Annotated in this window: 16 protein-coding genes and 2 tRNA genes; 7 read left to right on the top strand and 11 right to left on the bottom strand. The window is 70.2% G+C overall.

Annotated features, from left to right (window positions below):
- Positions 1–91 precede the first annotated feature (91 nt).
- The 4 genes from mutA to RZ1_RS01115 are packed head-to-tail and all read left to right on the top strand — an operon-like array spanning position 92 to position 5,909.
- On the top strand, positions 92–1,954 hold the full coding sequence (gene mutA / locus RZ1_RS01130) for a methylmalonyl-CoA mutase small subunit (RefSeq protein WP_072808420.1): 1,863 nt from the start codon (positions 92–94) through the stop codon (positions 1,952–1,954).
- Positions 1,955–4,228 carry a methylmalonyl-CoA mutase gene (scpA, locus tag RZ1_RS01125; RefSeq protein ID WP_072808418.1) on the top strand — a complete coding sequence of 758 codons (2,274 nt, stop codon included), beginning with the start codon at positions 1,955–1,957 and terminating at the stop codon, positions 4,226–4,228.
- Positions 4,229–4,233: 5 nt separating this feature from the next.
- Positions 4,234–5,226: a methylmalonyl Co-A mutase-associated GTPase MeaB gene (meaB, locus tag RZ1_RS01120; protein WP_072808416.1), complete on the top strand. Its 993-nt coding sequence runs from the start codon at positions 4,234–4,236 to the stop codon at positions 5,224–5,226.
- Positions 5,223–5,909: a lysoplasmalogenase family protein gene (locus tag RZ1_RS01115; protein ID WP_072808414.1), complete on the top strand. Its 687-nt coding sequence runs from the start codon at positions 5,223–5,225 to the stop codon at positions 5,907–5,909. The genes meaB and RZ1_RS01115 overlap by 4 nt, the downstream gene beginning before the upstream one ends.
- 28 nt (positions 5,910–5,937) lie before the next feature.
- On the opposite strand, the gene RZ1_RS01110 is transcribed toward RZ1_RS01115, so the two are convergent.
- The 7 genes from RZ1_RS01110 to RZ1_RS01080 all read right to left on the bottom strand — a co-directional run bounded on the left by RZ1_RS01110 (position 5,938) and on the right by RZ1_RS01080 (position 12,945).
- Positions 5,938–6,513 carry a hypothetical protein gene (locus RZ1_RS01110; RefSeq protein ID WP_238072305.1) on the bottom strand — a complete coding sequence of 192 codons (576 nt, stop codon included), beginning with the start codon at positions 6,511–6,513 and terminating at the stop codon, positions 5,938–5,940.
- Between the two features lie 83 nt (positions 6,514–6,596).
- Positions 6,597–7,973, bottom strand: a complete 1,377-nt coding sequence (locus tag RZ1_RS01105; RefSeq protein ID WP_373863687.1) for a CoA transferase — start codon at positions 7,971–7,973, stop codon at positions 6,597–6,599.
- 55 nt (positions 7,974–8,028) lie between these two features.
- Positions 8,029–8,964 carry a sulfite exporter TauE/SafE family protein gene (locus tag RZ1_RS01100; protein WP_072808413.1) on the bottom strand — a complete coding sequence of 312 codons (936 nt, stop codon included), beginning with the start codon at positions 8,962–8,964 and terminating at the stop codon, positions 8,029–8,031.
- Positions 8,965–9,249: 285 nt separating this feature from the next.
- The gene (locus RZ1_RS01095) at positions 9,250–10,497 is read right to left on the bottom strand and encodes a saccharopine dehydrogenase family protein (RefSeq protein ID WP_072808741.1); all 1,248 of its coding nucleotides are present in this window, start codon (positions 10,495–10,497) and stop codon (positions 9,250–9,252) included.
- A gap of 10 nt (positions 10,498–10,507) precedes the next feature.
- Positions 10,508–10,894, bottom strand: coding sequence for a DUF2784 domain-containing protein (locus RZ1_RS01090; RefSeq protein ID WP_072808411.1), 387 nt, complete (start codon positions 10,892–10,894; stop codon positions 10,508–10,510).
- An 18-nt stretch (positions 10,895–10,912) separates the two neighbouring features.
- Positions 10,913–11,305: a universal stress protein gene (locus tag RZ1_RS01085; RefSeq protein WP_072808409.1), complete on the bottom strand. Its 393-nt coding sequence runs from the start codon at positions 11,303–11,305 to the stop codon at positions 10,913–10,915.
- A 152-nt stretch (positions 11,306–11,457) separates the two neighbouring features.
- The gene (locus RZ1_RS01080; RefSeq protein ID WP_072808407.1) at positions 11,458–12,945 is read right to left on the bottom strand and encodes an SDR family NAD(P)-dependent oxidoreductase; all 1,488 of its coding nucleotides are present in this window, start codon (positions 12,943–12,945) and stop codon (positions 11,458–11,460) included.
- Positions 12,946–13,032: 87 nt separating this feature from the next.
- On the opposite strand from RZ1_RS01080, the gene RZ1_RS01075 reads away from it, so the two are divergent.
- Positions 13,033–13,254, top strand: a complete 222-nt coding sequence (locus RZ1_RS01075; protein WP_072808405.1) for a hypothetical protein — start codon at positions 13,033–13,035, stop codon at positions 13,252–13,254.
- Between the two features lie 127 nt (positions 13,255–13,381).
- Here the strand turns inward: RZ1_RS01075 and RZ1_RS01070 are convergent.
- Together RZ1_RS01070 and RZ1_RS01065 are read right to left on the bottom strand one after the other, a co-directional pair.
- Positions 13,382–13,467 (bottom strand) — tRNA-Leu (locus RZ1_RS01070).
- Positions 13,468–13,700: 233 nt separating this feature from the next.
- Positions 13,701–13,786 (bottom strand) — tRNA-Leu (locus RZ1_RS01065).
- Positions 13,787–13,903: 117 nt separating this feature from the next.
- On the opposite strand from RZ1_RS01065, the gene RZ1_RS01060 reads away from it, so the two are divergent.
- Complete coding sequence (locus tag RZ1_RS01060; RefSeq protein ID WP_072808403.1) at positions 13,904–15,256, top strand: M20/M25/M40 family metallo-hydrolase; 1,353 nt, start codon at positions 13,904–13,906, stop codon at positions 15,254–15,256.
- A gap of 30 nt (positions 15,257–15,286) precedes the next feature.
- Positions 15,287–15,829 carry a YbhB/YbcL family Raf kinase inhibitor-like protein gene (locus RZ1_RS01055; RefSeq protein ID WP_072808401.1) on the top strand — a complete coding sequence of 181 codons (543 nt, stop codon included), beginning with the start codon at positions 15,287–15,289 and terminating at the stop codon, positions 15,827–15,829.
- Between the two features lie 62 nt (positions 15,830–15,891).
- Here the strand turns inward: RZ1_RS01055 and RZ1_RS01050 are convergent, their stop codons facing one another.
- A complete protein-coding gene (locus RZ1_RS01050; RefSeq protein ID WP_072808399.1) occupies positions 15,892–17,691 on the bottom strand; it encodes a lipase family protein in 1,800 nt (599 codons plus the stop codon).
- Positions 17,692–17,815: 124 nt separating this feature from the next.
- Entirely contained in the window at positions 17,816–18,880 is a 1,065-nt protein-coding gene (locus RZ1_RS01045) for a quinone-dependent dihydroorotate dehydrogenase (RefSeq protein WP_072808397.1), read from the bottom strand.
- Positions 18,881–18,887: the final 7 nt, after the last annotated feature.

The following is an 18,887-nucleotide window of genomic DNA, read 5'->3' as shown; positions in this document are numbered from 1 at the left end:
CCGCCTAAGGTATCCACGGCCCCCACAGGCCCGAGAACCTGCATCACACCGAGCCTGCACCACACCCCGCAGCGTAGGAGAGGAACCGCACGTGTCATTAGCTGCAGAAGCCGAGGACGCCGCACGCGCGTATGCGCAGTGGCAGAACGCGGTGGCGGGCGTGCTCGCGAAGTCCCGCCGCGTCGAGCCCGCCGAACTCGGACCGGAGCCGCAGCGACTGCTCGAGACCACCACGTACGACGACGTCACCGTCAACCCCCTCTACGGGGTTCGCGACGAGCGCCCCGAGGCGCCGCTGCCCGGTGAGTTCCCGTACGTGCGCGGCACCTCGGCGACCCGCGACGTCAACGCGGGCTGGCTCGTGTCCGCCCGGTTCGGCGGCACCGACGCCGCAGCCGCCAACGAGCGGATCCTCGCGGCCCTCGAGAACGGCGTCAGCGCGCTCTGGCTGCAGGTCGGCGCCGAGGGACTGCCCGTCGATGCCCTCGCGGCCACGCTGGACCGGGTGCTGCTCGATCTCGCGCCGGTCACCCTCGACGCCGGCGCCGACACCGCCGCGGCCGCCGACGCGCTGTACGCGCTGCTCGACTCCCGCCCCGATGTCGCCGACCGCGCCGCCGTGCGCATCGCCCTCGGCGCCGCTCCGCTGACCAGCGCGTTCTCCGGTCGCGCCGACGTCTCCGTCGCCGACGCGATCGCCCTCGCGGGCGCCGCCTCCGATCGCGCCGAGACCGTCCGAGCCCTCACCGTCGACGGCACCGCGTTCCACAACGCGGGCGCGTCCGACGCCGAGGAACTCGGCGCCGCGATCGCCGCCGGCCTCGAGTACCTGCGCGAACTGGTCACCGCCGGACGGACCGCCGGCCGCGCACTCGATCAGGTCGAGTTCCGCCTCGCGGCCACCGACGACCAGTTCCAGACCATCGCCAAGTTCCGCGCCGGCCGTCAGCTCTGGGCGCGTATCGCCCAGGTCGTCGGCGCCGCCGGCGAGGGCAACGCCCCGCAGCACGCCGTCACCTCCGCCGCGATGATGACCCAGCGCGATCCGTGGGTGAACATGCTGCGCACCACCCTCGCCGCGTTCGGCGCCGGCGTCGGCGGCGCGGACTCGGTCACCGTCCTGCCGTTCGACGTGGCCCTGCCCGCCGGTGCGCTCGAGGTGTCCGAGGCGTTCTCCGAGCGCATCGCCCGCAACACCCAGCTGCTGCTGCTCGAGGAGTCCAACCTCGGCCGCGTCCTCGACCCGGGTGCGGGCTCCTGGTACGTCGAGGAGCTCACCGCGCAGGTCGCCGGCAAGGCCTGGGAGTTCTTCCAGCAGATCGAGGCGGCCGGCGGCTACCGCGCCGCGCTCGATGCCGGGTTGATCTCCGAACGCATCGCCGCGACCCGCGCCCGCCGCGACACCGACATCGCGCACCGGCGCACCTCGGTGACCGGCGTCAACGAGTTCCCGAATCTCGGGGAGGCGCCGCTGCCCGCCGCCGTCGCCGACTCCGGTGCGTTCGCGGCCCGCTACGCCGCACCGTTCGAGGCCCTGCGCGACCGCTCGGACGTGTACCTCGCCGCCCACGGCACCCGCCCGACGGTGCTGCTGGCCCCGCTCGGCCCCGTCGCCGAGCACAATGTCCGCTCGACCTTCGCGGTGAATCTCCTCGCCGCGGGCGGCATCGAGGCCGTCAACCCCGGCCCGCTGGCGCTCGACACCATCGCGCAGGCCGTCGCCGATTCGGGGGCGACCGTCGCCGTCCTGTGCGGAACCGACAAGCGGTACGGCGCGGACGCCGGCCCCGCGGTCGCCGCGCTGCGCGCCGCGGGGATCTCCACCGTCCTGCTCGCGGGACCGGAGAAGGCCGTCGGTGACGCGGAGGGCGAGGCGCGGCCGGACGGGTTCCTCACCGCCAAGATCGACGCGATCGCCGCGCTGACCGACCTGCTGAACACCCTGGGAGCGTAAGTGAGCATCGAACACCAGATCGGCAGCTTCGCCGAGGTCCCGTTGACGGATCCGGCGTCGCCGGCCCCGTCCGCGCCGACGCCGGAGCAGGCCGCCGCGCTCGTCGAATCCGTGGCGACCGCGAACAACTACACCGTCGACGACGTGGTGTGGTCGACGCCCGAGGGCATCGACGTCAAGCCCGTCTACACCAAGGCCGACCGCGACGCCGTCGAGGCCGAGGGCTACCCGCTGGCCAGCTACCCCGGCATCGAGCCGTTCGTGCGCGGCCCGTACCCGACCATGTACGTCAACCAGCCGTGGACCATCCGCCAGTACGCCGGGTTCTCCACCGCCGCCGAGTCCAACGCCTTCTACCGCCGCAATCTCGCGGCGGGCCAGAAGGGCCTGTCGGTGGCGTTCGACCTGGCCACGCACCGCGGCTACGACTCGGACCATCCGCGCGTGCAGGGTGACGTCGGCATGGCCGGTGTCGCGATCGACTCGATCCTGGACATGCGTCAGCTCTTCGACGGTATCGACCTGTCGCAGGTGTCGGTGTCGATGACGATGAACGGCGCGGTGCTGCCGATCCTCGCGCTGTACGTCGTGGCCGCCGAGGAACAGGGCGTCACCCCCGAGCAGCTGGCCGGAACCATTCAGAACGACATTCTGAAGGAGTTCATGGTCCGCAACACGTACATCTACCCGCCGAAGCCGTCGATGCGGATCATCTCCGACATCTTCGCGTACACGTCGGCGAAGATGCCGCGGTTCAACTCCATCTCGATCTCCGGCTACCACATCCAGGAAGCCGGAGCGACCGCCGACCTCGAACTCGCCTACACGCTCGCCGACGGCATCGAGTACATCCGCGCCGGCCTCGACGCGGGCATGGACATCGACAAGTTCGCGCCGCGCCTGTCGTTCTTCTGGGCCATCGGCATGAACTTCTACATGGAGATCGCGAAGATGCGGGCCGGGCGCCTGCTGTGGAGCGAACTCGTCGAGAAGTTCTCCCCGAAGTCCGCGAAGTCGAAGTCGCTGCGCACCCACTCGCAGACCTCCGGCTGGTCGCTCACCGCGCAGGACGTGTTCAACAACGTCGCGCGCACCTGCGTCGAGGCGATGGCCGCGACCCAGGGCCACACCCAGTCGCTGCACACCAACGCGCTCGACGAGGCGCTCGCGCTGCCGACGGACTTCTCCGCGCGCATCGCCCGCAACACCCAGCTGCTGCTGCAGCAGGAGTCCGGCACGACCCGGCCGATCGACCCGTGGGGCGGCTCCTACTACGTCGAGTGGCTCACCCACGAGCTCGCCAACCGGGCCCGCGCCCACATCGCCGAGGTCGAGGAGGCCGGCGGCATGGCGCAGGCCATCTCCGAGGGCATCCCCAAGCTGCGCATCGAGGAGGCCGCGGCCCGCACCCAGGCGCGCATCGACTCCGGCCGCCAGCCGGTGATCGGCGTCAACAAGTACCAGGTCGACGAGGACCAGCAGATCGAGGTCCTCAAGGTCGAGAACTCGAAGGTGCGGGCCGAGCAGATCGCCAAACTCGAGCAGTTGCGCGCCGACCGCGACGAGGAGGCCACCCGCGCCGCGCTCGCCGCGCTGACCCGTGCGGCCGCCTCCACCGAGGCCGGGGCGAGCGGAGCGGCGGGGGGTGTCTCGTTGGAGAACAACCTGCTGGCGTTGGCGATCGACGCCGCGCGCGCGAAGGCCACCGTCGGCGAGATCTCCGACGCGCTCGAAGAGGTCTACGGACGGCACCAGGCCGAGATCCGCACCATCAGCGGTGTGTACCGGGACGAGGCCGGAAAGGCGGGCAACATCAGCACGGCAACCGAGCTCGTCGCCAAGTTCGAGCAGGCCGAGGGGCGTCGTCCGCGCATCCTGGTCGCGAAGATGGGCCAGGACGGCCACGACCGAGGCCAGAAGGTGATCTCCACGGCCTTCGCCGACCTCGGCTTCGACGTCGACGTGGGACCGCTGTTCCAGACCCCCGAAGAGGTCGCCAACCAGGCGGCCGACAACGATGTGCACGTCATCGGCGTGTCGTCGTTGGCCGCGGGACACCTCACGCTGGTGCCCGCGCTTCGGGAGGCGCTCGCGGAGGTGGGCCGCCCCGACATCATGATCGTGGTCGGCGGCGTCATCCCTCCGGGCGACTTCGACGAGCTGTACCAGGGCGGCGCCGCGGCGATCTTCCCGCCCGGCACCGTCATCGCCGACGCGGCCGTGGGCCTGCTCGGCAAGCTTTCCGAGCAGCTCGGCCACGACGCGGAGGCCTGATCGGAATGGGCCGACCCCCGGTCGATCTCGATGTGCTCGAACAGGACGTGCTCGCCAATCGGCGGGCCGGCCTGGCCAAGGCCATCACCCTGGTCGAGTCCACCCGCGACGACCATCGGGAGCAGGCGCAGCAGTTGCTGCTGCGCCTGCTCCCGAAGGCGGGCAACGCGATTCGTGTCGGTATCACCGGTGTTCCCGGTGTCGGAAAGTCGACGTTCATCGACTCGCTCGGCATGTACCTGCTCGGCAAGGGGCACCGGGTCGCGGTGCTCGCGGTCGATCCGTCGTCGACCCGGACCGGCGGTTCGATCCTCGGTGACAAGACGCGGATGGCGCGGCTGTCCGTCGAACGCGACGCCTACATCCGGCCGTCCCCGACCGCCGGCACGCTCGGCGGTGTCGCCAAGGCGACCCGCGAAACGATGGTGCTGCTCGAAGCTGCCGGTTTCGATGTGATCCTCGTCGAAACCGTCGGTGTCGGCCAGTCCGAGGTGACCGTCGCGAACATGGTGGACTGCTTCACGTTCCTGACCCTCGCCCGCACCGGCGACCAGTTGCAGGGCATCAAGAAAGGTGTGCTCGAGCTCGCCGATCTCGTCGCGGTGAACAAGGCGGACGGCAATTTCGAACGCGATGCGCGGGTCGCCGCCCGTGAACTGTCGGGTGCGATGCGTCTGGTGCACGGGCACGACGCCCTGTGGAAGCCTCCGGTCATCACGATGAGCGGTCTCGAAGGCATCGGCCTGGACACCTTCTGGGACACCGTCCTGAAACACCGCGAGGTGCTCACCGAGGCCGGGCAGTTCGAGGAGAACCGCCGCCGCCAACAGGTCGACTGGACGTGGACGATGGTGCACGACCAGCTGCTGCGCCGCCTCGAAACGAATCCGCGGGTCAGGGCGATCCGCGACGACGTCGAGTCGGGTGTGCGGGACGGTTCGCTCACCGCGGCGCTGGCCGCACAGCGGCTGCTCGCCGCATTCGACGGCTCCGAATGACGACACGTCCGGCCGCGACCGCTGCTTCGGTGGCGTTCGCGGCCGTCGCCGTCGCGCATCTCGTCGCACAGCTGGTGGCACCGGAATCGTCCTTCACGGACATCTCGCAGTGGTTCGCCATGCCGCTGCTCGCGGCCGCGCTGGCCGCCTCTGCCCCGCCGCCCCGCACCCGGCTGGTGGGCCTCGTTCTCGTCGCGCTCGGGTTCTCGTGGCTGGGGGACACCGCACCCGACCTGTTCGACGGAGACGCCTCGTTCCTGGTGATGGTCGGGTTCTTCCTGTGCGCCCAGGTCGTCTACATCGTGGCGTTCGTGCCGTACCGGGCGGGGAGCATTCTGCACAGGCGCCGCTGGGCGCTGGTGATTCCGGTGGTTGCCGTCGCCGCGCTGATCGTGGCGTGCGCGCCGGGCGCCGGTGTGCTGCTCGTCCCGGTCGTGGTGTACGGGCTGCTGCTCGCCACCATGGCGGTGCTCGCCACGGGGGTGTCCCCGGTCGTCGCGACCGGCGCGGTGCTGTTCGTCGTCTCGGACGCCCTGATCGCCCTCGGGGCGTTCACCGCGCTGGCCGTCCCCGGTTTCGCGATCATGGCCACCTACCTCGCGGCCCAGGCGCTCATCGCGGTCGGTGCCCGCGCGGTCGCCGAGCCGATGCTGTCGAGCCCCGACCGGGCCGCGGCCTCCTGAACTGGTCGCGAACCGGCCGGGACGGCGGTCAGAGTCCGATCAGTTCCTTCGCGACGGCGACCGCGGCGGGTCCGTCGAGAGCCGGACGGTCGCCCCACCGGCCGCCGATGACCGTCACCGAGACCTCGGGCAGAGTCACCGTGGTCACGGCGACGGAGGCGACGGCGACCTCCTGGTCGAGGGTGTAGGCGACGCCACCGGCGTTCTCGATGTCGGCGTCGGCGATCACCGTCAGCCCGGACCCACCCATCTCCTCGGCCGAGTACACGATGCCGGTGCCGGGTTCGAGGGTGACCCCGACCGTGCGGATCTCGTCGAGGTCGGTCGCCGAATCGGGGGTTTCCCACTCGCAGTAGGCGCCGTTCTCGCCGGCCTCGCTCGCGGAGCCGGCCTGCAGGCCGTCGATGTAGTCGGCGACATACGGTTCGATCTCGGCGCAGCTCGAGAAGCGCGCAAGGAGGTCGTCGTCGAGGGTGTCGGGGGTGAACTCCGCGGCCGGATCCGACGACGCGGACTCGGAGGACGAGTCCTCGGCGGAACAGGCGGGCAGCAGCAGCGCACAGGCAAGTGCGACGGGGGCGGCGAGAAGTCGAGTTCGAATCACCGCTGCATGCTATAGGCCGCGCACCGGCCGGTTGATCTTGGTCTCCTTTGCCGGGATTGCCCGCGATCGTCGCAGGTCAGCAGCTACCGCACGCGTGTGGGCGGAGGTGTCGGCCAGCACGGGGGATCACCGCCCCAGGGGCGCGCCGGAAACGGATGATCGGCGTAGTCGGCGACGGCGGGCCGAGCCGCCGTGACCGCACCGTGGATCGCGACGGTGGCCTCACCCGGGGCGACGGGCAGCGGCGGGTCCGGCCGGCGACCGGGCGCGCCGAGCAGCCACGAGCCCGTGCGGGCCAGCGACACCGTGACGTCCCGCCCGACACCGTCACCGATCGCACAGGCGTCGAGGACGCCGGCGGCAAGGAGGTACCCCGATGCGTGATCGAGCGCCTGCGCCGGCAGCGCGCCCGGCCCGTCACCCCCGGACTCGACGACCGCGATTCCGGAAGCGGCCTGCACGATCGAATCGAAACCCCGGCGGCCGGACCACGGCCCCGTCCGGCCCCACGCGCACACCCGGCCCCGGAGCAGGCCCGGACGGATCGCGCCGATGTCGCCGATCAGCGCCTCGAGCGCACCCGGCCGATACCCGCCGAGCAGGATGTCGGCGTCCGCGAGCAGCGCGCGGAAGGTCGCCGCGTCCCGGCGGTCGCGCAGATCCAGCAGCGCACTGTGCTTCCCCTGGCCGTTCTCGAGGTGCTGCCACGCGATCTCGGGTAGGTGCGGCGGGTCGATCCGCAGCACCGTCGCGCCGAGCAGCGCCAGCGCCCGGGAGGCCACCGGACCGGCGATGACCCGGGTCGTGTCCAGCACGCGCACACCGGCGAGCGGCGCCGCCGCGGTCGCCGCCGTCCCGGCCGGGCGCCCGGAATCGGGCCGGGCAGTCACCGCGACGAGGGGTTCGGCGGCCACCGCGCATCCCGCCGCCGATGCCCGCCACTGCGCCTCGCTGCGCACCTGCACCGCGATCGCGTCGTGCGCGACCGCGGCGGCCTCGACCTCGGCGGCGTCGAGACCGCAGAGTCGCTCTACCACCTCGTGGCGGCTCGCGTCGGCGGGAACGTTCAGGGCCCGCAGCAGCCGTGACCGGTGGTGCGGATAGTTCGCGTGCGTGCGCACCCACCCGTCACGAACCCGGAAGAACCCCGACAGGTCGGCGAAACCGTCGACCGGTGTCCCCGACAACCGGAGCATCCGATCGCCGGAGAACGACGCGGCGATCCGCTCCGGGTCCAGGCGAATCGGGCGGGAAGGTACCCCGGCCGCGGCCCGAACCCGGTTCGCGGCCTGCGCGAACACCGCGACCGCGCCCGCGGCGAGCGCGAACACCGGCAGCCGTGCCGAGAGCAGCGCCCCCGGAGCGGGACACTCGACGTCACCGGCGGGTGCGGCATCGAGCCCTGCACCGGCGAGCGCCTTTGCGTAGTCGTGCGGGAGCCTCGAGTCGGACACCGTCACACCCGCTCCAATCTGTCGAACGACGCGAGGTCAGGCGCGAGGCGAGCGGTGCCGTTCAGACGCGTTCTTCGCGCAGGGCGGGCGAGGTCGGGACGGTGATCCGCTCGAGCGACCCGGCGGACTCGGCGCGGGTGAGGCGCGAGCGCCGCCACGAGACGGAGAGCAACGCGATCCAGCCGGCCACGATCAGCAGATACACCAGCATCGCGACGGTGCCGGTGACGTCGAACGACTTGAACAGCTTCTGCGCATTGGTGATGACGATGATGCCGCCGACCGCGGTGCCGAGCAGCGTCGCCGGAACACGGCTGACCAGCCACGCGGCCAGCGGTGCCGCGAGCGCGCCGCCGAGCGCCAGCCCGGCGACGACGAGCAGGTTGCCCACCGACTCGCGACCGAGACCGATCACGAAGCCGACGCTGGCCGCGACCGCAACCATGAACTCCGACGCGCTGACCGAGCCGATGACGGTCCGCGGTGCCGTCTTACCGCGCGAGAGCAGCGTGCTGGTGGTGATTGGCCCCCATCCGCCGCCGCCGCTGGCGTCGACGAATCCGCCGAAGAACCCGAGCGGTGACAGGAACTTCGCGGTGTGCGGGGAGGTGCGGGCATGCGCGACCGCCGGCGGCCGCACCGAGAACCGCAACGCCACGTACACGCCGATCGCCAGCAGGATCCCCGCGGTGACCGGGGCCGCGGCCTCGGTGGACAGGCTCGACAGCACCGTCGCGCCGAGGAACGCGCCGATCGCGCCGGGCACGCCGAGCTTCGCGACGACCTTCCAGTCGATGTTGCGGAACTTCCAGTGCGAGATGCCCGAGACCAGGGTGGTGCCGACCTCCGCCAGGTGCACGGCCGCGCTGGCGTGTGCCGCACCCACCCCGCTGAAGATCAACAAGGTGGTGGCGGTGACGCCGAAGGCCATGCCGAGTGCGCCATCGACGAGCTGCGCGCCGACACCGACGAGAGTGAAGATCAACAAATTGAACAAGGCATGCTCCGACCGCGAACGTGGGTTACCGAAGGGGAATGGGAGCGGACAGACCGCTCAGCAACACACCTGGGAACAACACGCGCCGTCGAAGCAGGCACCACGACGAGTCGGCCAGAACGGCATCAGCGCAAGCACGGTGGCCGGTGCGGCCTCGATGCTCGTCGTCTGCACGGCTGGCGTCCTTCGTCGTCGGTGTCGCCGAGACACGGCGACCGGTCGAGCATAGCCCGATCCGCGGCGGGACGACACCTCCGGCCCGTGGAGCGTCGTCCCGCCGGACCGTCACGGAAGCCGGCGTGTCGTGATCTCGAAACCGGCCGCCCGCAGCCGTTCGGTGAGCACATCGCCGAACGCGACCGCCGGAGTGAGCACCCCTCCACCGGCATGCAGTGCGGAACCGCCGACCGCCAGCGAGAGCGCGGATTCGCCGAGCATCACCGCGGTCGCCTTGTAACCGGGATCACCCTGCGCCGCGAACCGGGTGGTGTACCGGGCGCCGCTTGTGGTCGTGGTGTACAGGTCGATCGTGAAGAACCCGCGGTCGCGAGTGGCTTCCGACGGACCCTCGCCCGGCGCGGGCAGCACCTTGTCGAGCAGGAACCGCGTGGGCGGGAACGACAAGCCCAGCACCAGCGCACCGAGGCCCGCCGCGACACCCCCGGCCAGCACCGGCGACACCGGCGACGTGCCGACATCCATGACCTCGCGGTACCGGAAGGATTTTCCGTAGTCCCATCCGGTCAGGGCGTTGCTCCGGCGCACGATCCGGGTGTTGTACGACGCCATGACGAACGGTGCCTTCCACCCGGACAGCTCCGGGGCGATGGTCTTGCCGTCGACGAGCGCGAGATCGTTCTGCCGCCCCAGCTGCGGCTCCCGCCCCCGATCGGGACTCAGCGAGTAGGGCTGCGCCGCGACCTTCCGCAGCGCGGGATCCTTGCGCACCGCGTCGAGTTGAGTGCGTAGCGAGTCGATGGTGCCGCCGCTGATACCGCCGCGGAACGCGGTGACCACCAGGGTGGTGTCGGTGAGCTCACCCGCGTCGTCGGCCTGCGCCGCGCGATAGAGCGCATGCACCCCCAGGTCGGAGGGGATCGAGTCGAAGCCGCACGAGTGCACGATCCGGGCCCCGGTCCGGTGCGCGAGCTCGTCGAACCGGTCGATGCTCTCGCGGTGGAACAGCACCTCGCCGGTGAGGTCGACGTAGTCGGTGCCAGCCTCGGCACACGCCTGCACGAGGGGCAACCCGAATTTCGCGTAGGGGCCGACGGTGGTGAGCACGACCCGCGTCGCGGCGGCCAACGTGGCGAGGGACTCGGGGTTTCCGGCGTCGGCCTCGATCAGCGGCCAGTCCGCGGCCGTGCCGCCGAGTTCCGCGCGGACCTTCTCGAGGCGGCTGCGGGATCGCCCGGCCAGGGCGACCTTCAGGCCGGAGGGCAGATGTTCGGCCAGGTAGGCGGCGGTGAGCCGACCGACGAACCCGGTGGCTCCGTAGACGACGATGTCGAGTTCGCGTGGGACAGCAGTCATGGCGCCCACCCTACTGTCGGGTAACCCCGGATGCGACGGAACTCACACGACGCGCACGTCGCCACAGGCCCACCCAGGACACGAGAACGCAGGCCGCGACGAGCGCGCGGACCAGACCGAGCGCGGAATCCGGATAGATCACTCCGGTCAGATAATGGTCGATGAATCCCGACGGCGGCAATCCCGCCGCGCCGGCGCGATGACGCGCCCAGTTCTCGGTGTCGGTGAGCGGGCATTCGAATCCGACGACCACCGACCCGAGCCCCCACGCGACCGCGAAACCGTGCAGCACGATCGTGCGCGGCCACCGCCACGCCAGGAATCCACCGAACGCGACGTACAGCAGAAAGAGCATGTGTGCAACCGCGATACCGTCGGCCAGCACGCGATAGGGCATGCCTCCAGGGTAGGGCGGCTACTGCTCGTCGGGATCCTTGACGACGAGAACCGGCACCGGAACCTCGATCACCAATCTCTGCAGCGGCCGTTCGAGCAGGAACTTGCCGAGCGCGTTGCGACCCCGGCTGCCGACCACGACCCGCGCGGCGCCGCTGTCGGTGGCAAGGCCGACGAGGGTGCCCACCGCGTCACCGTCGTGCACGGCCGTGCGCACCTGCCAGCCGTCGTCGCCGGCGATCCGCCGCACCGCGGTGCGTACCGATTCGACTTCCGCTTCGGCAGCCGCACCGTCGTCGTCGAGCACATGCAGAACCAACAGATCCTCGTGGTGACGGTGGGCCTCGTCGACGGCGGCGACGAGTGCGGCGCGGCCCTCGGGGGAATCGGCGTGAACGACTGCGACGGTCATGATGATGCTCCTGGCGACTCGACGGAACTGCCTCCAGTATCCCGGCACAGACCCGAAGAAGCAGGGTGGAGAGGGTGTGTAACCCGTCTCGACCTGCTCTTTCGTGTCAGGTGCGTCTCAGTCGTGGCTCACCACGGCATCCTTGTCGTGGCTCACCACGGTGCCGGCTTGTAGTCCTTCAGGAAACAGCCGTACAGGTCCACCCCGGCCTCGCCCTGCACGATCGGGTCGTACACCCGGGCGGCGCCGTCCACGAGGTCGAGCGGCGCGTGGAAGCCCTCCTCGGCCAGACGCATCTTGGTGTGATGCGGTCGCTCGTCGGTGATCCACCCCGTGTCCACCGCGGTCATGAGGATCCCGTCGGTGAGCATCTCCTCCGCACTGGTGCGGGTGAGCATGTTCAGCGCGGCCTTGGCCATGTTGGTGTGCGGGTGGCCGGCGCCCTTGTAGCGGCGGCCCGCGAACTGCCCTTCCATCGCCGAGACGTTCACCACGTACTTGCGCCGCGCGGCTGCCGCGGCCATCGCCGGGCGCAGCCGGTTGACCAGAATGAACGGCGCCACCGAGTTGCAGAGCTGCACCTCGAGCAGCTCGAGGGGCTCGACCTCGCCGACCGTCTGCACCCAGCTGTTGGTGTGCACGAGGTCCGGCAGCAACCCGCCCGCGTCCACCGCGACCCCCGCCGCGATCCGCTCCGGCGTTGCGGACCCGGCGACCATCGCCAGCGCCGTCACCGACTCCGGCGTCAGGGCGTGTGCGGCAAGCTCGGTGGGCAGCGACCCCGCCAGCGCCGCCGGATGGGCATCCGACGGCTTGCCGAAGGTGATCATCTCCGGTCGGGGACCCGCCGGCAGCGGCCCCGATTCGGCATCGGCCAGCGCCGAATAGGCGCCGGGGGAGCGGCGCACCGTCTGCGCGGCGTTGTTGATGAGAATGTCCAGCGGCCCCTGCGCGGCGACGTCGTCGGCGAGGGCGACCACCTGTGCGGGATCGCGCAGGTCGATCCCGACGATCCGCAGCCGGTGGATCCAGTCGGCGCTGTCCTCCATCGCCGAGAACCGGCGGATCGCGTCGTGCGGAAACCGGGTGGTGACGGTCGTGTGCGCGCCGTCGCGCAGCAGTCGCAACGCGATGTACATGCCGATCTTGGCGCGACCGCCGGTGAGCAGGGCCCGCCTGCCCGACAGGTCGGTGCGGGCGTCCCGCTTCGCGTGGTTCTCGGCCGCGCAGTCCGGGCACAGCTGGTGATAGAACGCGTCGACCCGGGTGTACTTGTCCTTGCACACGTAGCAGTGCCGAGGACGCAGCAGGGTGCCCGCGGACGCGCCGCGCGTCGTCGACGTCAGCGTCAGCCCGGCGGTTTCGTCGTCGATACGGGTCGGCGACCCGGTCGCGGTCGCCGACAGCACCTCGCGGTCGGCCTCGACCTTCCGGGTGCGTGCCTCGTTGCGGCGCAGCCGCTTGAACTTCTTGAACATGTGGCCGGCGGCCCGCTGCACGGCGATCGCGTCGGGATCGCCGGCGTCCAGGCCGGCCGCGAGATCGAGAACCCTCAAGCAGGTTTCGAGCTCGGCGGGGTCGATTGCGCGCGGCGGGACGGCGGCGGCCTCCGCGGCCGGAGTGTCGCAGTGGGAGTTCATGAACCTTTTCCGATGTCGTGCTGTAGCAATGAATGGTATCGGGCGCAGGAGGTGCGTCCGTCCACACACCCGAGGAGCACCCGGATCATGAGCGCCGCCAAGAAGAAGTTCGCCGACCTTGCCCCGTGGCAGAAGACCGCGGTCCTCACGCTTGCGAGCGTGCAGCTGTCGCTGGCGGCGACGGCGTGGGCGGACCTCGCCACGCGTCCCGCCGAGAAGGTCAACGGCAGCAAGGGCAAGTGGGCGCTGATCACCCTGATCAACTTCGTGGGCCCGATCTGGTACTTCCGGAAGGGTCGCCGCGCCTGATCACATGTTCTGTGTGGGTTTGTGTTCGCCCAGCGGACACAAACCCACACAGAACCGAAACGAAAACGAGGTCACGACCCTGTCGGGTTTGTGACCTCGCAAATGTCAGTTCCGGGAACTGTCGGAGTGTCCGAGGGGGGACTTGAACCCCCACGTCCGTTAATAGGACACTAGCACCTCAAGCTAGCGCGTCTGCCATTCCGCCACTCGGACCGGATGTGCTTGGACATGCCGGTAGCTCCCGCTCCCGCGGGCGCTGACGAGAACAGTAGCGTATGGAAGCGCGATTCCCCAATTCGTGCGCTGGCATCGTTCTGCCCCGGGGTCTCGTGCGCGTTTCCGGCTGCTCCCGCCACCGGAAACGCGCACGGCAGGGGCGGTGACGACAACGGCGAAGGCCCCGAACCTGTCGGTTCGGGGCCTTCGCCGTCTGTCTCAACTCAGAGTGTCCGAGGGGGGACTTGAACCCCCACGTCCGTTAATAGGACACTAGCACCTCAAGCTAGCGCGTCTGCCATTCCGCCACTCGGACTGAATTGTTCGCACCCGCTTCCGTGGGTGCTGTGAAAGAGTAACCCACTGCGTCCACGCGCCCAAATCGCCCCCTTCACCTGCACAGATGCGAACCCACGGTGGTAGACATTCAGGCATGGCCGAACACGTGAGTGCCCATATTCCGTCCCGAGCCGAGAACGAGGTCGTCGACCTCGTCTCCCAGCTCATCCGGTTCGACACCTCGAACACCGGCGACCCGGCGACCACCCGCGGCGAACGTGCCTGTGCGGAGTGGGTCGCGGCGCAGCTCGAGGAAGTGGGCTACGAAACCGTGTATGTCGAGTCCGGGCAGCCGGGGCGCGGCAACGTGTTCGCGCGGCTGGCCGGTGCCGACCGCAGCCGCGGCGCCCTCATGCTGCACGGCCACCTCGACGTCGTGCCCGCCGAACCCGCCGACTGGAGCGTGCACCCGTTCTCCGGTGCCGTCGAGGACGGCTACGTGTGGGGTCGCGGCGCCGTCGACATGAAGGACATGGTCGGCATGATGCTGGCCGTGGCGCGCCGATTCAAGGCCGAGAACATCGTCCCGCCCCGCGACCTGGTGTTCGCGTTCGTCGCCGACGAGGAAGCCGGCGGCACCTGGGGCTGCCAATGGCTCGTGAAGCATCGTCCCGACCTGTTCGAGGGCATCACCGAAGCGGTCGGGGAGGTCGGCGGCTTCTCGCTGACCCTGCCCCGACGCGACGGGGGAGAACGCCGCTTCTACCTCGTCGAGACCGCCGAGAAGGGCCTGGGCTGGATGCGGCTGACCGCCAAGGGTCGCGCCGGGCACGGTTCGTTCCTGCACGAGGAAAACGCGGTGACGATCCTGTCGCAGGCCGTCGCGCGGCTCGGCAGTCACACCTTCCCGCTCGTGATCTCCGATTCGGTCGCCGAGTTCCTCGCCGCGGCCTCGGAGGAAACCGGCCTCGACTTCGACCCGATGTCCCCGGACATCGAAGGCACCCTCGCCAAACTCGGCTCCATCGCCCGCATCATCGGCGCGACCTTCCGCGACACCGCCAACCCGACGATGCTGCAGGCCGGTTACAAGGCCAACGTCATCCCGCAGACCGCGCAGGCCATCGTCGATTGCCGCATCCTGCCCGGCCGGCTCGCCGAATTCGAACGCACCGTCGACGAACTGATCGGTCCCGACGTGACCCGGGATTGGATCACGAGCCTCGACTCGTACGAGACGAGCTTCGACGGCGATCTCGTCGATGCGATGAACGCGGCGATCCTCGCGCACGATCCGCTGGGCCGGACCGTGCCGTACATGCTCTCCGCGGGCACCGACGCCAAGGCGTTCGCCAAGCTCGGCATCCGGTGCTTCGGGTTCGCGCCCCTGCAGTTGCCGCCGGATCTCGACTTCGCGGCGCTGTTCCACGGCGTCGACGAGCGTGTCCCGGTCGAGGCTCTGCGATTCGGGACCCGCGTCATGGAACACTTCCTGTTGCATTCCTGAAGATCCGCCCCCACGAGGAAAGGACCCCCGATGGCGTTCGATTACGACCCGTACGAGTTTCTGCCGAAGCTGCCCACGTTCCAGGTGACCAGCGAGGACTTCGCCGAAGGCGAGGAGTGGAAACTCGCGCAGGCCAGCGGCGCGTTCGGGATCCCCGGCGGGGGCGACGTGTCCCCGCAGCTGTCGTGGTCCGGGTTCCCCGCGGAGACGAAGAGCTTCGCGGTGACCGTGTTCGATCCCGACGCCCCGACCGCGTCGGGCTTCTGGCACTGGGCTGTCGCGAACATCCCCGCGACCGTGACGGACCTGCCGGCCGGTGCGGGCAGCGCCGGTGGTGAGGGACTGCCCGCCGAGGCGGTCACGCTGCGCCACGACGGCGGCGGCCCCGGCTTCATCGGTGCCGCCCCGCCGGCCGGTCACGGCCACCACCGCTACATCGTCGCCGTCCACGCCCTCGACGTCGAGACGATCGACGGGCTTACCGCCGACTCCAGCCCGGCGTTCCTCGGTTTCAACGTGTTCGGGCACGCCATCGCTCGCGCGTTGCTGACGGGTACCTACGAGGTGAAATAGGCATCGGCGTCGAGGACCCGGCGGCCGCTCCGGTCGCCGGGTCCTCCTTCGTCCGGCGCGGGTCAGGACTCGAGCGCGGCCAGCGGGGGTGCCGGGGTGAGCTCGCGCGGGGTCAGTTCATGCACGGTGAGGAACACGAGCAGGGACGAGACGATCGCGTGGACCGCGCGTAGTTCGACGAGCCGCGCGGACTTGGGGTCGCTGAATTCTTCACGGCGGCGGATCTCCGCGGCCACCTGGGACTCCGCGTCGGCGACGCGGAACCACAGCGTCTCGTCCACCTCGAGAGCGAGTTGTTTGCACGCGTATTCCACGGCGACCTCGAGCACGAGGGCGTTCGCGCCGAGCGCGGACGGGACCGAGCCGCCGCCCGAGAACATCCCGTAGGCGGCGGCCGCCGTGCCACTCGATGCGAGCGTCCCGATCGTCGCGACCCCGCCCATCATGCCGCCGGGACCGAACGCGGCGAGCGTGCTCGTCGTCGCCGCGGCGCCGGCAAGCCCAGCGGTGCCAACCGCGGCCAGCCCGAGCGGCACGGCCGCGATCAATGCCGCCCCGACGGCGATCGGGATGATCGTGCCCCACGGCACGCCCCCCTTCTTGGACACGTGGCCGCGCACCTCGTCGAGCGACCTGCCGATCACAGCGGCCATGTCCTCGTATCCGAGCAGGTCCAGGATCTGTCGCATCGCGTCCCGCTGGGCGCGCCCGGTGTCGATGTCGTAGGGCTCGACCAGGTTCGTCGACGACAGCACCATCAGTCGCGCCACGAGTTCGCGCAGTCCCCAACGGTCGGGCAGCGGCGGCAGCCGGCCCTCGAGCAGCTCGGCGATCTCCGGAGGTATCGCCCGCCCGGTTTCCCGGACGAAACGTCCGGTGGCCTCCACCAGATCGTCCTGCACCTGCGCGAGCGCCCCCCGGTAGCGTTCGGCGACGGTCTTGTCCTTGACAGCGCCGGCGACCGCGTGCGCGTAGTGCAGGGTGAGCAGATTGTTCGCGTCGTCGTCGGACATCCGCACGGTCAGATGCACCGAGATCGGCACGAGCTCCCGCGACGGATACAGCACCTCCGCGATCAGCCCGGACACGGCGCCGTGCCCGAGATACAGGCCCGCGCCGTGCTGACCGCGAATGTCGACGACGACGTCTTGGGCCGCGCCGAAGATGGACGCGAGGCCGCGCCCACCGGTGACGACATCGCCGACATCCAGCACGTTCGTCCAGTCGTCGACCCGCGAGTACGGGAACCGCCGCGACATCCGGTTGCCGTCGCGATGCAGCACCGGGGAGCCGGCCGGGCTGCCGACGGTCAGGAACCGCCGAACCCGGAACCGGTCCGGAAGGTGATCGAGCAGGTCGATCGCGATCACACTGCCCAGGCTGTGACCGATCAGCACGAGGTCGTGAGCACCGGACGGCAGCTGATCGAGGACGTACCGCAGGACCGCGCCACGCAGCGGTTCGCTGTTCACGTACCGGCCGACCTGATGCAGGTTCAAGAACGTCGTGCCGGAACCGACCGCGGCGGCCTGGCCGGCGTGCAGAACAGGACCGGGCACGCGGTGGTAACCGATCGAACCGAAGGCGCGGACGTCCTCGCGCTCGGCCAGCGACCGCCGGATCCGGGCCCTGCGGCGCTGGAACTCGTGGCGGGCGGCGGTGTTGTCCTTCGGTTCGGAATTGGGCGCCGGCATCTTTGCGCCCAGCCCCTCGGTCGACAGGAACGACGCGTATCGCGGCGCGAGAACCTCCGAAGCCGGCACCGGCTCCCTGCCGTGCGCGGCGAGACCGCGGTTGAGTCCGTCGAGCCAGATCATGTCCGGGTCGCCGTCACCGATCCCATGCAAGAAGACGATTTTCAACCGTGGCCCTTTCGTGTGTGCGAAGACGCATCACCCTAGCCACCGGACCCGACAAGCCTCGTGAACCGGGCATGCGAAAGCCCCGGTGGTTGTGGACCACCAGGGCTTTCAGCTATCGGGAAAGTCAGATACCGGACCCGACCGCCTCGGCGATCGACGAATAGCCCGACGCCCGGAGCTTGCGTGCCAGACCCTTGTGGATGCGGCGCATCCACAATGGGCCGCCGTAGATGAACCCGGTGTACCCCTGGATCAACGACGCCCCCGCCAGGATCCGTTCCCACGCCTGCTCGACCGTTTCGATACCGCCCACCGACACCAGTACCAGCTTGTCGCCGACCCGCACGTGCAGGCGACGCAGCACCTCGAGGGAACGATCCGCGACGGGCGCACCCGAGAGTCCGCCGGCGCCGATCTCCTCGATCCGCGCGGTGTCGGTGCGCAGACCATCGCGCCGGATCGTGGTGTTGGTTGCGACGATGCCCGCCAGACCCAGCTCGACCGCCAGGTCGGCGACCGCGTCGACGTCCTCGTCGGACAGGTCCGGCGCGATCTTCACCAGCACCGGCACGGTCACGGTGGCCTGCACCGCCGCGAGCAGCGGACGCAGCGACTCGACGGCCTGCAGGTCCCGCAGACCGGGGGTGTTGGGCGAGGAGACGTTGACGACGACGAAATCCGCGAGCGGGCCGAGCAGCCGGGCGCTCTCGGTGTAGTCGGCGACCGCCTCCGCAGCGGGCACGATCTTCGTCTTGCCGATGTTCGCGCCGATCGGCACGGTGCGCAGACGCTGCCGCAGCTGATTGGCGGCCTCGCCGGCACCGTGGTTGTTGAAGCCCATCCGGTTGATCAGCGCGCGGTCCTCGGGCAGCCGGAACAGACGCGGCGCCGGGTTGCCCGGCTGGGCCTGTGCGGTGACCGTGCCGATCTCGGCGAACCCGAATCCGAGCGGGCCCCACACGTCGGCGCCGGTGGCGTCCTTGTCGAATCCCGCGGCCAGACCCAGCGGCGCCGGGAACGGCACCCCGAACACGGTGTTGCGCAGCACCGGGTCGTTCACGACGAGGATCTTCGACACCAGCGCCCGCAGCGGTGCGAAGCGCGTCACCAGTTGCATCGCGAGGAACGCGAGGTGGTGAATGCGTTCCGGCGGCAGCAGGAACATCAGTTTCAGGACATAGCGATACAAGAGAACT

It is taken from the genome of Rhodococcus zopfii NBRC 100606 = JCM 9919, from assembly GCF_001895025.1.
Classification (GTDB): Bacteria; Actinomycetota; Actinomycetes; order Mycobacteriales; family Mycobacteriaceae; genus Rhodococcus; species Rhodococcus zopfii.
Note: the sequence above shows the minus strand (reverse complement) of the source record. Positions and strands in the feature narration are given on the sequence as shown.

Coding starts and splice junctions, on each gene's coding strand:
- RZ1_RS01080 (WP_072808407.1), bottom strand. CDS start 12,945: ATGAACTCCCACTGCGACACTCCGGCCGCGGAGGCCGCCGCCGTCCCG.
- RZ1_RS01055 (WP_072808401.1), top strand. CDS start 15,287: ATGGCGTTCGATTACGACCCGTACGAGTTTCTGCCGAAGCTGCCCACG.
- RZ1_RS01090 (WP_072808411.1), bottom strand. CDS start 10,894: ATGCCCTATCGCGTGCTGGCCGACGGTATCGCGGTTGCACACATGCTC.
- meaB (WP_072808416.1), top strand. CDS start 4,234: ATGGGCCGACCCCCGGTCGATCTCGATGTGCTCGAACAGGACGTGCTC.
- RZ1_RS01085 (WP_072808409.1), bottom strand. CDS start 11,305: ATGACCGTCGCAGTCGTTCACGCCGATTCCCCCGAGGGCCGCGCCGCA.
- RZ1_RS01060 (WP_072808403.1), top strand. CDS start 13,904: ATGGCCGAACACGTGAGTGCCCATATTCCGTCCCGAGCCGAGAACGAG.
- RZ1_RS01075 (WP_072808405.1), top strand. CDS start 13,033: ATGAGCGCCGCCAAGAAGAAGTTCGCCGACCTTGCCCCGTGGCAGAAG.
- RZ1_RS01095 (WP_072808741.1), bottom strand. CDS start 10,497: ATGACTGCTGTCCCACGCGAACTCGACATCGTCGTCTACGGAGCCACC.
- RZ1_RS01115 (WP_072808414.1), top strand. CDS start 5,223: ATGACGACACGTCCGGCCGCGACCGCTGCTTCGGTGGCGTTCGCGGCC.